The sequence below is a fragment of the Streptomyces sp. NBC_01264 genome (genome assembly GCF_026340675.1).
Classification (GTDB): Bacteria; Actinomycetota; Actinomycetes; order Streptomycetales; family Streptomycetaceae; genus Streptomyces.
This window is the reverse complement of sequence record NZ_JAPEOX010000001.1, coordinates 4,106,281-4,119,713: the sequence shown is the minus strand read 5'-3', so window position 1 is coordinate 4,119,713 and position 13,433 is coordinate 4,106,281. Positions and strand designations below refer to the sequence as shown.

The 13,433-nt window shown below is 71.0% G+C and carries 11 protein-coding genes and 1 riboswitch; of the genes, 9 read left to right on the top strand and 2 right to left on the bottom strand.

Annotated features, from left to right (window positions below; all coding sequences use genetic code 11):
* Window positions 1-19: 19 nt before the first annotated feature.
* Window positions 20-1,204: a globin domain-containing protein gene (locus OG435_RS18950; protein ID WP_323187846.1), complete on the bottom strand. Its 1,185-nt coding sequence runs from the start codon at window positions 1,202-1,204 to the stop codon at window positions 20-22.
* A gap of 199 nt (window positions 1,205-1,403) precedes the next feature.
* Here OG435_RS18950 and OG435_RS18945 point away from each other — a divergent pair, with 199 nt between their 5' ends.
* From OG435_RS18945 to OG435_RS18915, 7 genes are all read left to right on the top strand, one after another.
* On the top strand, window positions 1,404-2,684 hold the full coding sequence (locus OG435_RS18945; protein ID WP_266881870.1) for a cytochrome P450 family protein: 1,281 nt from the start codon (window positions 1,404-1,406) through the stop codon (window positions 2,682-2,684).
* 143 nt (window positions 2,685-2,827) lie between these two features.
* Complete coding sequence (locus OG435_RS18940; RefSeq protein ID WP_323187845.1) at window positions 2,828-3,952, top strand: transglycosylase family protein; 1,125 nt, start codon at window positions 2,828-2,830, stop codon at window positions 3,950-3,952.
* Between the two features lie 279 nt (window positions 3,953-4,231).
* Window positions 4,232-4,403, top strand: a riboswitch (cyclic di-AMP (ydaO/yuaA leader).
* Window positions 4,404-4,405: 2 nt separating this feature from the next.
* Window positions 4,406-5,119 carry a transglycosylase family protein gene (locus tag OG435_RS18935; RefSeq protein ID WP_266878134.1) on the top strand — a complete coding sequence of 238 codons (714 nt, stop codon included), beginning with the start codon at window positions 4,406-4,408 and terminating at the stop codon, window positions 5,117-5,119.
* Between the two features lie 319 nt (window positions 5,120-5,438).
* A complete protein-coding gene (eno, locus tag OG435_RS18930; protein ID WP_266878132.1) occupies window positions 5,439-6,725 on the top strand; it encodes a phosphopyruvate hydratase in 1,287 nt (428 codons plus the stop codon).
* A gap of 119 nt (window positions 6,726-6,844) precedes the next feature.
* Window positions 6,845-7,333 (top strand): FtsB family cell division protein, encoded by a 489-nt coding sequence (locus OG435_RS18925; RefSeq protein WP_266878130.1) that lies wholly within the window; start codon window positions 6,845-6,847, stop codon window positions 7,331-7,333.
* Between the two features lie 40 nt (window positions 7,334-7,373).
* Window positions 7,374-7,940, top strand: coding sequence for a DUF501 domain-containing protein (locus OG435_RS18920; RefSeq protein WP_266878128.1), 567 nt, complete (start codon window positions 7,374-7,376; stop codon window positions 7,938-7,940).
* Window positions 7,937-8,878 (top strand): Ppx/GppA phosphatase family protein, encoded by a 942-nt coding sequence (locus OG435_RS18915; protein ID WP_266878126.1) that lies wholly within the window; start codon window positions 7,937-7,939, stop codon window positions 8,876-8,878. The genes OG435_RS18920 and OG435_RS18915 overlap by 4 nt, the downstream gene beginning before the upstream one ends.
* 73 nt (window positions 8,879-8,951) lie before the next feature.
* Here OG435_RS18915 and OG435_RS18910 read toward each other — a convergent pair whose 3' ends face one another.
* On the bottom strand, window positions 8,952-10,061 hold the full coding sequence (locus tag OG435_RS18910) for a MerR family transcriptional regulator (protein WP_266878124.1): 1,110 nt from the start codon (window positions 10,059-10,061) through the stop codon (window positions 8,952-8,954).
* Between the two features lie 441 nt (window positions 10,062-10,502).
* Between OG435_RS18910 and OG435_RS18905 the strand changes: the two genes are divergently transcribed.
* A complete protein-coding gene (locus OG435_RS18905; RefSeq protein ID WP_266878122.1) occupies window positions 10,503-11,888 on the top strand; it encodes an NAD(P)/FAD-dependent oxidoreductase in 1,386 nt (461 codons plus the stop codon).
* A gap of 215 nt (window positions 11,889-12,103) precedes the next feature.
* Entirely contained in the window at window positions 12,104-13,420 is a 1,317-nt protein-coding gene (locus OG435_RS18900; protein WP_266878120.1) for an SAM-dependent methyltransferase, read from the top strand.
* Window positions 13,421-13,433 lie beyond the last annotated feature (13 nt).

Below are 13,433 nucleotides of genomic sequence, written 5' to 3'. Positions count from 1 at the left end.
GCGTCAGGCAGCGGCGTTCTCAATACTCCCGGGGAGCGCGGCCCGACGGGTTGTGCCAGTGCGGGTCGGGCCGGTTCAGGAACCACTCGCTGAAGCCCATCGGACGGCCTCCGTCCTCCTGGTTCCTGCCACCGGCGGGTACGGAGTCGTAGAAGATCCGGTCGGGGCGCGCGCCGAGTTCCTCCAGGAGGTACGAGGTCTCCCGGATGAACTGCGGCGGACCGCTCAGGTAGACGTCCTGGTCGGGCCAGAGCCCGCGGTTGCTGAGCGCGGTCGCGAGCCGGTCGGTGGCCTGCTTGCGGTGCTGGCCGGGGGCGGGGGTGATGTAGGTGACGCTCAGCCAGTCCAGGGAGTCCCCGTACGCGTCGATGAGCGGGCGGTCGTAGAGGTGCGCGGCGTCCCGTGCGACCACGAAGAGCCGCACGTCCTGATCGGGAGGGTGGTGCGCCAGGTCCTCCAGCATCGCGCGGACCGGCGCCCAGCCGGTGCCGGCGGCGATGAAGCTGACCGGGCGGTCCTCGCGGCGGAAGGTCATCTGCCCGCCGGCCGCACCGAGCCGCAGCACGTCCCCGGGCTGCGTCTCACGGATCAGGGCGGTACTGAGGCGGCCGCCCTCGATCCGGCTGACGTGCAGGTCGAGCGTGCCGTCGGCGCGGGGCGCGTTCCCCAGGGAGTACGTGCGCCAGGTCGTCGGCACCCGGTCGCTGCTCACGCTCGTGTACTGGCCGGGGAGATGGGGGAAGTGCGCGTGCGGGCGGAGCGTGAGGACGCCGATGTCCTCCCCGTACAGCAGGTGGCGTACGACTTCCGCGTCCCACCAGGGCGGGTCCTCGCTCTCGGCGGCTCCGGCCATCATCGCGTCGGCGATCACCTGATACGCCTCTGACCAGGCCTTTTCCGCCTGGGGGTGCCAGGCGGACCCGGAGGCCTCGGCGAGCGCGGCGATCAGGCTGGTGCCCACGGCCGCGTAGTGCTCGGGGCCCGCCAGGAACTTGCGGTGGTCGCGGCCGAGGTCGCGTAGATAGGGGACGAGCGTCTGGTTCTCCAGGTGGGCGATCACATGGGTGAGCGCGGCGAAGAGCCGGTCCCGCTGCCGTTCCATGTCTTCGAGGGAGGCCGGGAAGAGATCACGGACTCCGGGGTTGTGCCAGAAGAGGTGGGAGTAGAAGAACTTGACCGCGTGCTCGGCCCGTCTCTCCACCACCGCGAAGCTGCTTTTCAAGATCCTCACATCCACAAAACCGAAAGTAGGAACGCCGGAGAACGTGAGGTCAAGCCACGGCCGATCTACGGACAGCCGCGATAAATAGCTCATATGGGGTGTCGGGTGGCGGGCGGGATACGGTCTCCGGGTGCACGAGCAGACCCCCGCAGCCGCAGAAGAGCCCACCGCCGAGCAGTCCGTGGACGGATCCACGGACGGACCGGTGGACGGATCCGCCCCACCGCCGACCCTGTTCGACTGGGAGTTCGCGACCGACCCGTACCCGGCGTACGCCTGGCTGCGCGAGCACGCCCCCGTGCACCGCACCACGCTCCCCAGCGGGGTCGAGGCCTGGCTCGTCACCCGGTACGCCGACGCCCGCCAGGCCCTCGCCGACCAGCGGCTCAGCAAGAACCCGGCCCACCACGAGGGCTCCGCGCACGCCAAGGGCCGCACCGGGATCCCCGGGGAGCGCAAGGCGGAGCTGATGACCCATCTCCTCAACATCGACCCGCCGGACCACACCCGGCTGCGCCGTCTGGTGTCGAAGGCGTTCACCCCGCGCAGGGTCGCCGAGTTCACCCCGAGGGTGCAGGAGCTGACCGACCACCTCATCGACCAGTTCGCGGAGAAGGGCGAGGCCGACCTCATCCACGAGTTCGCCTTCCCGCTCCCCATCTACGCCATCTGCGAGATGCTCGGTGTACCGCGAGAGGACCAGGACGACTTCCGCGACTGGGCGGGCATGATGATCCGGCACGGCGGCGGGCCGCGCGGCGGGGTGGCCCGGTCCGTGAAGCAGATGCGCACCTATCTCGGCGAGCTCATCCACCGCAAGCGCGACGACCTCGGCGACGACCTGATCTCCGATCTGATCCGGGCCAGCGACCACGGTGACCACCTGACGGAGGCCGAGGCCACCGCGATGGCTTTCATCCTCTTGTTCGCGGGGTTCGAGACCACGGTCAATCTCATCGGCAACGGGGTCCACTCCCTCTTCATGAACCCGGAGCAGCGCGAACGCCTCCAGCTCTCCCTCGCCGCCGGCGAGAGCGGACTGCTGGAGACCGGCGTGGAGGAGCTGCTGCGCTACGACGGCCCCGTGGAGCTGGCCACCTGGCGGTTCGCCACCGAGGCCTTCGAGCTCGGCGGCCGGCGGATCGCGGCGGGCGATCCGGTACTGGTGGTCCTGGCGGCCGCCGACCGGGACCCCGAGCGGTTCGACGACCCGGACGCGCTGGACCTCTCCCGGACGGACAACCAGCACCTCGGATACGGGCACGGCATCCACTACTGCCTGGGCGCTCCGCTCGCCCGGCTCGAAGGGCAGACGGCGCTCGCGACCCTGCTGACCCGGCTGCCCGATCTGGAACTGGCTGTGGGGCCCGAGGAGCTGCGCTGGCGCGGTGGGCTCATCATGCGGGGGCTGCGGACGCTCCCGGTCCGCTTCTCGGCCGAATCCACCGCCCAAAACACCTGAAACCGGCCTGACCTGAAGTCAGTTGGCTGCCCAAACTTGTGACAGGCGTTCGAAGGCCGCTAGGTTCTGCCGTTACCCCGCCGTTATGCGAAAGGTGCAGCCTCATGCGTTCCGGGAACGGCCGCCACAGACGCCCCCGACAAGTGCCCGCACTTGTCGTCACCGCCGGAGTCACCGGCACCGCCCTCGCCCTGCCGCTGCTCGCCGCCACGGGCGCGAGCGCCGCGGAGACCTCCACATGGGACCAGGTCGCCGAGTGCGAGAGCGGCGGAACCTGGAGCGCCAACTTCGGCGGTGGCGCCTACGGCGGGCTGCAGTTCAGCCAGGAGCAGTGGAAGAACGCCGGTGGACTCGACTTCGCGCAGCGCGCCGACCTCGCCAGCCGCTCCCAGCAGATCGCCGTGGCGGAGCGGGTGCTGGCTTCCCAGGGGCCCCAGGCGTGGCCGCTGTGCGGAGTGCGGGCCGGTCTGACGCAGGACGCGCCCGCGGCCGAGGTGGACCCGGGCCTGCCCGGCGGTTCCGGATCCCTCGCCCCGACCCCGTCCCGCCCGGACGACTCCGTGCCCCACACCGGCTCGGGCAAGCCCTCCACGGACTTCGGGGCCCCTACGCCGAAGAGCCCGGCTCCCGAGGCCCCGTCGGCCTCGACGCAGCCCGACTATCCGATCGGCGTGCCCGGCGAACTGCCCGTCATGCCCGCGCCGGACCTGGAGACGCCCCCGGGACTCCCGGGCGACCCGACGGCTCCCACGAGCCCGGTGGACCCCACGGCCCCGGTGACGCCGCCGTCCACGGACCCGACCGCTCCGGTCGGCCCCACCACGCCGGTGGCTCCGCCGTCCACGGACCCGACCGCGCCGGTGGGCCCGACGACCCCCGTGTCCCCGCTCGACCCGGCCAACCCGATCGACCCGACCGATCCCGGGAACTCCGCGAACCCGGCAAATCCGGTCAACCCGGTTGATCCCACGGCCCCGACGACCCCGGGCGCACCCGGCGCCTCCACCGCTCCGGATGGGACGGCGACCCCCGGCGCGACCGGCGGCGGCGGCAAGCACCGCGGCCCGGCCGCGGTCGAGGCGCCCGCCGCGTCTGATGCCGCGTCGGAGGCGACGTACACCGTGAAGGCGGGCGACAGCCTGATCGAGATCGCGGACGCCAACGGAGTGAAGGGCGGCTGGAAGGGTCTCTATGAGGCCAACGAGCAGGTCATCGGCGGAGATGCGGACCTCATCAAGCCCGGCCAGAACCTGGATCTAACGCACTAATAGGGACACTTGAGGCGCCCGGAACCAGCTGATTGTCCGTTTTCTGTAAGTGAGACATGTGTCTCTTCAGGTCAACTGGCGTGTCAGGCCCGGAGCGTTCCGCAAACCCCGCCCTCACCTGCGCAAACGTCCTTCCGGGGAGCGCAAGTAGGCACCGTTTCCCCCCGATGTTCCTCGTTGAACATCGGGGGGAGACCTGTCTACCTTCTGAATCGCTCGCCACCGCGGGCTCCTTCGACCGCATCGCCGAATCCTGCCGGCGGACGGAGGGAACACTCGTCGCGTAAAGCGCCGAAGGCAGGAGCGGGGGAACCAAGGTAGGCGCCGGCAGCGGCCGTTGAGAGACGGTCACATCGCCGGCTAGGGGTTAAGCCAAGCGCTAGGTCGCTCGGCCGGGCACTCACTCGCCCGAACCCGACAGCTCACCTCGTAGGCGTCGGTGAGGAGAACTCCATGCTGCTTTCGGGCAAGGGCAAGCACCGTCGCGGCGCTGCCATTCAGCGGTCTGTCCGTCTCGTCACGCTCGCCGGTGTCGCCGGTGTGGCCGTGGCCGCGCCGCTGATGGCCGCGGGCACCGCTTCCGCCGCGACCGGCGCCGAGTGGGACCGCGTCGCCTCGTGCGAGTCGGGCGGCAACTGGTCCATCAACACGGGCAACGGCTACTACGGCGGCCTGCAGTTCTCGTCCTCCACCTGGGCCGCGTACGGCGGCAAGGCGTACGCCGCGCAGGCCAACCAGGCCTCCAAGTCGCAGCAGATAGCCATCGCCGAGAAGGTCCTCAAGGGCCAGGGCAAGGGCGCCTGGCCGTCCTGCGGCGTCGGCCTGTCGAACTCCTCCTACACCGGCGGGTCGGGGCAGACCACCCCCTCCAAGCCGAAGACGCAGCCGAAGCCGGCCGCGCCGAAGCCGAAGACCGAGGCTCCGAAGAAGGAGACCAAGCGCGTCGAGGCTCCGACGACCCGCTCCGAGCGCCCGGCCGCCGCGCCGAAGACCGAGACCCCCAAGACGGGCAACGGCTCCTACGAGGTCAAGTCCGGCGACACGCTGGGTGCGATCGCCGACGCGAACAACGTGTCCGGTGGCTGGGAGAAGCTCTTCGAGCTCAACAAGGAGATCGTGTCGGACGCCGACCTGATCTACCCGGGTCAGAAGCTGAACCTCAGCTGAAACCTGTGAGAACGATGGCGTCCGCTTCGGCGACACGCAGTAGTTCCGTCGCGTAGCTCCACCACGCGATTCCACCGCCCGGCGCGTAACCCCCTTCGCGCCGGGCGGTGCTGTGTGCGGGCCTCCGGCCTGACGGGGTCTCCGGAACGTCGGTGATCAAGGGCCCTATGTCCTGTAAGAGGGGCATTCAGGCCCTTTTTCGTCCCAGGACCCGGGCGGTCGGGTGGCCGAGGCCCCGGAGGCGGTTAGGCTCTAAGCGGCAAGGCCATCCCACGGCCTGACACGCCACCGCACACCCAGCGTCACATCCCAGAAGGAGATGCTCGTGCCGTCCATCGACGTCGTCGTAGCCCGGGAAATCCTGGACTCCCGAGGCAACCCCACGGTCGAGGTCGAGGTTGGCCTCGACGATGGCAGCACCGGCCGTGCTGCAGTTCCGTCCGGCGCCTCCACCGGAGCGTTCGAAGCCGTAGAGCTCCGCGACGGTGACCCCAACCGCTACATGGGCAAGGGCGTCGAGAAGGCCGTCCTGGCCGTCATCGAGCAGCTCGGCCCGGAGCTCGTCGGCTACGACGCCACCGAGCAGCGCCTGATCGACCAGGCGATGATCGACCTGGACGCCACCGAGAACAAGGGCTCCCTCGGCGCCAACGCCATCCTCGGCGTCTCCCTCGCCGTCGCGCACGCCGCGTCCGAGGCCTCGGACCTCCCGCTCTTCCGCTACCTCGGCGGCCCGAACGCGCACCTGCTGCCCGTTCCGATGATGAACATCCTGAACGGTGGGTCGCACGCCGACTCCAACGTCGACATCCAGGAATTCATGATCGCCCCGATCGGTGCGGAGTCCTTCTCCGAGGCCCTTCGCTGGGGTGCCGAGGTCTACCACACCCTCAAGAAGGTCCTGCACACCAAGGGCCTCTCCACCGGTCTGGGCGACGAGGGCGGCTTCGCGCCGAACCTGGAGTCGAACCGCGCCGCGCTCGACCTCATCGTCGAGGCCATCAAGCAGGCCGGCTACGTCCCGGGCAAGGACATCGCGCTCGCGCTCGACGTCGCCGCGTCCGAGTTCTACAAGGACGGCAAGTACGAGTTCGAGGGCCAGTCCCGCTCGGCCGCCGAGATGACCGAGTACTACGAGGAGCTCGTCTCCGCGTTCCCGCTCGTGTCCATCGAGGACCCGCTGTACGAAGACGACTGGGCGGGCTGGAAGGTCCTCACCGACAAGCTGGGCTCCAAGGTCCAGATCGTCGGCGACGACCTCTTCGTCACCAACCCCGAGCGTCTCGCCCGCGGCATCGAAGAGGGCTCCGCGAACGCCCTGCTCGTCAAGGTGAACCAGATCGGTTCGCTGACCGAGACCCTGGACGCCGTCGAGATGGCCCAGCGCAACGGTTTCAAGTGCATGATGTCGCACCGCTCCGGTGAGACCGAGGACGTCACCATCGCCGACCTCGCGGTCGCCGTGAACTGCGGCCAGATCAAGACCGGCGCCCCGGCCCGCTCGGACCGCGTCGCCAAGTACAACCAGCTGCTGCGCATCGAGGAGATCCTCGACGACGCCGCGGTGTACGCGGGCCGCAGCGCGTTCCCGCGCTTCAAGGGCTGAACACCCTGATCGGTCCTTAGGGGCGCAAGCCTCCCTACGTCCCCGCACTCGGTCCCGTACCGTGTGCGGGGACGTAGTGCGTCGTGCGCATATAGGGCGCATATAGGGGAGGCGGATCAATGGCCGGGAACCGGGACCGGTTCGCCACGTTCTCGACCGCGACCAGGCTCAAGCAGCTCGGTGAGCGGACCGCGGCACACGTGTACCGCTCGCAGTCCCGCCGGCAGGTCCGCCGCAGCCGGCTCACCGGCCGGGCCGCCCTCCTCGTGCTCGTCCTCTGTACCCTGGTCGTCGCCCTCGCGTATCCGATGCGCCAGTACGTCTCCCAGCGCTCGGAGATCGCCAAGCAGGAGAAGGAGGCCGTCTCCGCGCGGGACCGGCTGGAACGGCTGCGCGACGAGAAGGCCCGCTGGCAGGACAACGCGTACGCCGAGCAGCAGGCGCGCAAGCACCTGCACTTCGTCCGGCCGGGTGAGGTCAGCTACATCATGACCGACCCCGGAGCCGCAGCGGGCGAGCAGCGCCGCGGCGGACAGGCCGCCACCGACCGGCCCTGGTACTCCAACGTCTGGGACGGCGTCGACAAGGCCGACCGCCCGGGCGACTGAGTCCCACCCATCCACGAGAACGAAAAGACTTCCTCCAGGCATGCAGACGCCCCCGCCCCAGACCGACCGGACCGAGCCGACCGCCGCCGACATCGAGGCGTTCGAACAGCAGCTCGGCCGCCCCCCGCGCGGGCTCCGCGCCATCGCGCACCGCTGCCCCTGCGGGCAGCCGGACGTGGTGGAGACCGCCCCGCGGCTCCCCGACGGCACCCCCTTCCCGACGCTGTACTACTTGACCTGCCCGCGGGCCGCCGGTGCGATCGGCACGCTGGAGGCCAACGGCGTGATGAAGGAGATGCAGGCCCGCCTCGCCGTGGACCCGGAGCTGGCCGACGCCTACCGGGCCGCGCACGAGGACTACATCACCCGCCGCGACGCCATCGAGGTGCTCCAGGGCTTCCCGAGCGCCGGCGGCATGCCGGACCGGGTGAAGTGCCTGCACGTGCTGGTCGGCCACTCCCTGGCCGCGGGCCCGGGCGTGAACCCGTTCGGCGACGAGGCGCTGGCGATGCTGCCCGAGTGGTGGGCCAAGGGCGCCTGCGTCACCCCGTGCGGCGAGAAGAAGGCCGACGCTCCCGAGGCCGATGCTCCGGAGGCGGGCGCGTGACCCGCGTCGCGGCCGTCGACTGCGGTACGAACTCCATCCGGCTCCTCGTCGCGGACCTCGACCGCGCCACCGGCGAGCTGACCGACCTGGACCGCCGGATGACCGTCGTCCGGCTCGGCCAGGGCGTGGACAAGACCGGCCGGCTGGCCCCGGAGGCACTGGCGCGCACCTTCGCGGCCTGCCGCGAGTACGCGGCGGTCATCAAGGAGCTCGGCGCCGAGCGGGTGCGCTTCGTGGCGACCTCGGCCTCCCGGGACGCCGAGAACCGCGACGAGTTCGTCCGCGGCGTGCTGGACATCCTGGGCGTCGAGCCCGAGGTGATCAGCGGGGACCAGGAGGCCGAGTTCTCCTTCACCGGCGCCACCGGTGAGCTGGCCGGCCGCACCGACCTGGAGCGGCCCTTCCTGGTGGTGGACATCGGCGGCGGCTCCACGGAGTTCGTGGTCGGCACCGAGCACGTCGGGGCGGCGCGCTCCGTCGACGTGGGCTGCGTCCGGATGACCGAGCGTCACCTGGCGGTGGACGGGGTCGTCACCGACCCGCCGACCGCGGAGCAGATCGCCGCGATACGGGCCGACATCGAGGCCGCCCTGGACCTGGCCTCCGAGACGGTCCCGCTGGCCGAGGCGCGCACCCTGGTGGGCCTGGCCGGCTCGGTGACCACGGTCGCCGCGATCGCGCTGGGCCTGGAGGCGTACGACTCGGCGCGGATCCACCACTCGCGGATCCCGTACGCGACGGTCCGCGAGATCAGCGAGCGGATGCTGACGCTGACGCACGCCGAACGCGCGGCCATCCCGGTGATGCACCCGGGACGGGTCGACGTGATCGGCGCGGGAGCGCTGGTCCTGCTGGCGATCATGGAGCGCGTCGGCGCCTCGGAGGTCGTGGTCTCGGAGCACGACATCCTCGACGGCATCGCCTGGTCCATCGCCTGAGGCCAGACCCGACACGCACACGACGGTGCCCCCGGCGAAATCCCGCCGGGGGCACCGTCATGTCCGCGGCCGCCTACGCGTCCAGCCGGACCGGCATCAGGAGCGAGAACGACTCCTCGTCGTCGGGGCGGCGGATCACCACGGGGGCCTTGGGGGCGCCGAGTTCCAGGATCAGCTGGTCCCGGGCCCCGGCGGCGAGGGCGTCCAGCAGGAACGCGCGGTTCAGGCCGACGTCGGCCGGGTCGTCGGCGCCACTGTCCCCGAGGGACAGCGCGCCCCCGTCGGTCACCCTGAGCACGCTGACATCGCCGGTCGCGCCGTCCTGCTCGCGTTCGGCCGGGCGGACGGGGCCGTCCTCCAGCGCCTTGCGGACGGCCGGTACGTCGACCAGGACCCGGCGCCCCGCGGGCAGGGTGACGAGGCGGCGGTAGTCGGGGAACTCGTGGCCCAGGCAGCGGCCGGCGGCCTGGCGGTCGGCCGTCTCCGTCTCCAGAGCCACGCGGTCGCCGTCCACGGTGAGCAGCACCGGGGCGCCCTCGCTCAGCAGCGCCCGCATGGCGTCCGCGAGCGGGGCGGGTACGAGGCGCTGCAGGCGGGGGCCGGTGTGCCCGGCGGCCCCGGCGCGGGCGACGGCCAGGCGGTACCGGTCGGTGGCCACGACGCGCAGCGCCCCGTCCTCGATGTCGAAGAGGATGCCGCCGAGCACCGGAAGCCCGGGGTCGGAGCCGACGGCGAACCGGACCGCGTCCAGCGCGGCGGCCAGCTCGGGGCCGGACAGGGTGAGCCGGGTGGCCGTGGGGGTGGGGGTGGTGGTCGGAAGGGTGGTGCTCGCGCTCATGGGGGTCTCCCTGCGTTCGAGTAGGGCTCGGATCGTGGAGAGCTCGGTGCGGGCATCGGACAGGCCCTGTTCGAGTCGGAGCAGGTGCGCCCGGAGCAGGCCGCGGACCAGATCGGTGTCCGCGCCGGCCCAGCCGGCCAGCACGAGCCGGATGTCCGCCAGGGGCATGCCGGTCCGCCGGAGCCGGGCCAGCAGCCGGGCCTCCTCGACCTGCTCGGGCCCGTACCAGCGGTACCCGCTCGCCGGGTCCACCCGTACGGGCACCAGTACCCCGGCCCCGTCGTAGAACCGCAGGGCACTCACGCTCAGGCCGCTGTCGAGGGCGGTCTCGCCGATACTGCGCATCTCGTTCTCCACGCCCCGAACCCTGGGCCCTCGACCAGGTCGAGGGTCAAGAAGGGCTCCCGGGGGGCCGTTCGGGGGCCTTTGGTCCCGTCGTCCACATGAACTTCGTGAAGTTCTTCACAAGGAAAAGGTGCCTGTGAGGGCTCCAGAGGAGCCTTTTGGGCGAGTCCGGAGCCTCCTGGGCCTTCTTTTCGCTCGCGTTCGTGCGATTGCCGGGCGTCACGCACCTCTGGCCGTAGGTATCCACGAACCCGGTGGTCTACTCCGCTTGAGGGCCTGGAGGCCAGGTCGGGACTGGTGTTCAACGACTCCCGTTACACCCTGGTTCCCGCTTCGCGCCATGACCTCGGTCACGTGGGCCGCGGAGTGTAGCAGAGGGTACCTAGGTCCTTGTGAAGGGGCTCACGAGCGTCACCCCTGGGGGTGCTGGATACTCGTTCTATGAGCACCACGGAGCGTCCCAGGATCCTCGTTGTAGGAGGTGGGTACGTAGGCCTGTACGCAGCCAAGCGCATCATGAAGAAGATGCGTTACGGCGAGGCGACCGTCACGGTCGTCGACCCGCGCTCGTACATGACCTACCAGCCCTTCCTCCCCGAAGTGGCCGCAGGCAGCATCTCGCCTCGGCACGTCGTCGTACCGCTGCGACGCGTGCTTCCGAAGGCTGAGGTCCTCACCGGCCGGGTCACGAACATCGACCAGGACCGCAAGGTCGCCGTCGTCACGCCGCTGGTCGGCGAGGCGTACGAGCTGCCCTTCGACTACCTGGTGATCGCGCTCGGCGCCGTCTCCCGCACCTTCCCGATCCCCGGCCTCGCCGAACAGGGCATCGGCATGAAGGGCGTCGAAGAGGGCATCGGCCTGCGCAACCACGTACTCGAGCAGCTCGACAAGGCCGAGTCCACGACGGACGAGGACGTCCGCCGCAAGGCCCTCACCTTCGTCTTCGTCGGCGGCGGCTTCGCCGGCGCGGAGACCATCGGCGAGGTCGAGGACATGGCCCGCGACGCCGCGAAGTACTACACCACGATCAAGCGCGAGGACATGCGCTTCATCCTGGTCGACGCGGCCGACAAGATCCTTCCCGAGGTCGGGCCCAAGCTCGGCACCTGGGGTAAGGAGCACCTCGAGTCGCGCGGCATCGAGATCTACCTGAACACCTCCATGGACTCCTGCGTGGACGGCCACGTGGTGCTGAAGAACGGCCTCGAGGTCGACTCCAACACCCTCGTGTGGACCGCCGGCGTCAAGCCCAACCCGGTGCTGGCCCGCTACGGCCTGCCGCTGGGCCCCCGCGGCCACGTGGACGCCGAGCCGACCCTCCAGGTCAAGGGCACGGACTACATCTGGACCGCCGGCGACAACGCCCAGGTGCCCGACCTCGCCGCCCGCAAGGCCGGCGTGGAGAACGCCTGGTGCCCGCCGAACGCCCAGCACGCGCTGCGCCAGGCCAAGGTCCTCGGCGACAACGTCATCTCGGGCATGCGGGGCTTCCCGCAGGCCGAGTACTCGCACTCCAACAAGGGTGCGGTGGCGGGCCTCGGCCTCCACAAGGGCGTCGCGATGATCGTCATGGGCAAGATGAAGATCAAGCTCAAGGGCCGGCTCGCCTGGTACATGCACCGTGGCTACCACGGCATGGCCATGCCGACCTGGAACCGCAAGATCCGCGTCTTCGCCGACTGGACCCTCGCCATGTTCCTCAAGCGCGAGGTCGTCTCCCTCGGTGCCCTGGAGAGCCCCCGCGAGGAGTTCTACGAGGCCGCCAAGCCGGCGCCGGCTCCGGCAGCCGTCACGGCCCCGGCCGAGAAGGCCAAGGCCTCCTGACCCCGTAGGGGACCGGCAGGACCGGCAGGACCGGCGGCTACCGCAGGACCAGCAGGACCAGCAGGACAGCATGACCCGTACGACCCAGTGCGACCCGAAAGGGCTGCCCGCCATCCGTGGTGCGGGCGGCCCTTTCGGCATATCCGGCGCCGGATCCGGGTAGGCCGTTCGGTCGGAACGTGTCGAGCTGGTCGGATCTTGTTGGAGGGTCCCGCATGAACGACGCCGCGCCGCGGCTGGCTGCTTTGGCCGAAACCCTGATGGGAGCCCCGCTCCCCGTCCGGATCCGGGCCTGGGACGGCAGCGAGGCCGGCCCGTTCGGCGGTCCCATCCTGGTCCTGAACAGTCGGCGCGCCCTGCGCCGGATCCTGTGGAAGCCGGGCGAGCTCGGCCTGGCCCGCGCCTGGGTGGCCGGGGAGCTCACCGTCGACGGGGACCTGTTCGAGCTGCTGGACCGGGTCGGCGGCGTGCTCTGGGAGCGGGACCGCGAGCCCGCCGCGGAGCCGGCCGCCAAGGACACCGGGCCCGCCGCCCTGCTGCGCGATCCGCGCGCCAGGGCAGCCGTACGGAGCCTCGTGGGCCTGGCGCGGCCGTGGACCAAGCCCGCCCCGCCGCCCGAGGAGGCCGTCCGCCGCGGCGGTCCCCGGCACACGAAGGGGAGCGACCGGCGGGCCATCAGCCACCACTACGACGTGGGCAACACCTTCTACGAGCGGGTGCTCGGCCCGTCGATGGTGTACTCCTGCGCCTACTGGAGCCCCGGCGGGAGCCTGGAGGACGCCCAGCGGGACAAGCTGGACCTGGTCTGCCGCAAGCTCGGCCTGGGCCCGGGGGACCGGCTCCTGGACGTCGGCTGCGGTTGGGGCTCGATGGCGCTGCACGCGGCCCGGGAGTACGGGGCCAAGGTCACCGGGATCACCCTCTCGCGCGAACAGGCCGCCTACGCCCGCAAGCGGGTCGCGGAGGAGGGCCTGGCCGACCTCGTGGAGATCCGGGTCCAGGACTACCGGGACGTCAAGGACGGCCCGTACGACGCCATTTCCTCCATCGGGATGGCCGAACACGTCGGCGCCGAGCGCTACCGGACGTACGCCAACACCCTGTACGGCCTGCTGCGGCCGGGCGGGAAGCTGCTGAACCACCAGATCGCCCGGCGCCCCGAGCCGGACGAGGAGGCGTACCGGATCGACGCCTTCATAGACGCCTACGTCTTCCCCGACGGCGAGCTGTCCCCGCTGGGCACCACCGTCGGCGAGCTGGAGCGGGCCGGCTTCGAGGTCCGCGACGTGGAGGCGCTGCGCGAGCACTACGCGCTCACCCTGCGGGCCTGGGTGGCCCGGCTGGAGGAGCACTGGGAGGAGGCGCAGCAGCTGACCTCGCCCGGACGGGCCCGGGTCTGGCAGCTGTACATGGCCGCCTCGGCGCTCGCCTTCGAGCACAACCGGCTCGGCGTCAACCAGGTGCTCGCGGTGCGCACCGGGCGGCGGTCGGCCTCCGGGATGCCGCTGCGCGCCCGGGCGTGGCCCGCGTAGCCCCGTACCGGCG

Excerpts from the sequence above, each read along its gene's own strand:
- OG435_RS18900 (WP_266878120.1), top strand. The coding sequence starts at position 12,104 with ATGAACGACGCCGCGCCGCGGCTGGCTGCTTTGGCCGAAACCCTGATG.
- OG435_RS18925 (WP_266878130.1), top strand. The coding sequence starts at position 6,845 with ATGGCCGGGAACCGGGACCGGTTCGCCACGTTCTCGACCGCGACCAGG.
- eno (WP_266878132.1), top strand. The coding sequence starts at position 5,439 with ATGCTCGTGCCGTCCATCGACGTCGTCGTAGCCCGGGAAATCCTGGAC.
- OG435_RS18905 (WP_266878122.1), top strand. The coding sequence starts at position 10,503 with ATGAGCACCACGGAGCGTCCCAGGATCCTCGTTGTAGGAGGTGGGTAC.
- OG435_RS18910 (WP_266878124.1), bottom strand. The coding sequence starts at position 10,061 with ATGCGCAGTATCGGCGAGACCGCCCTCGACAGCGGCCTGAGCGTGAGT.
- OG435_RS18920 (WP_266878128.1), top strand. The coding sequence starts at position 7,374 with ATGCAGACGCCCCCGCCCCAGACCGACCGGACCGAGCCGACCGCCGCC.
- OG435_RS18935 (WP_266878134.1), top strand. The coding sequence starts at position 4,406 with ATGCTGCTTTCGGGCAAGGGCAAGCACCGTCGCGGCGCTGCCATTCAG.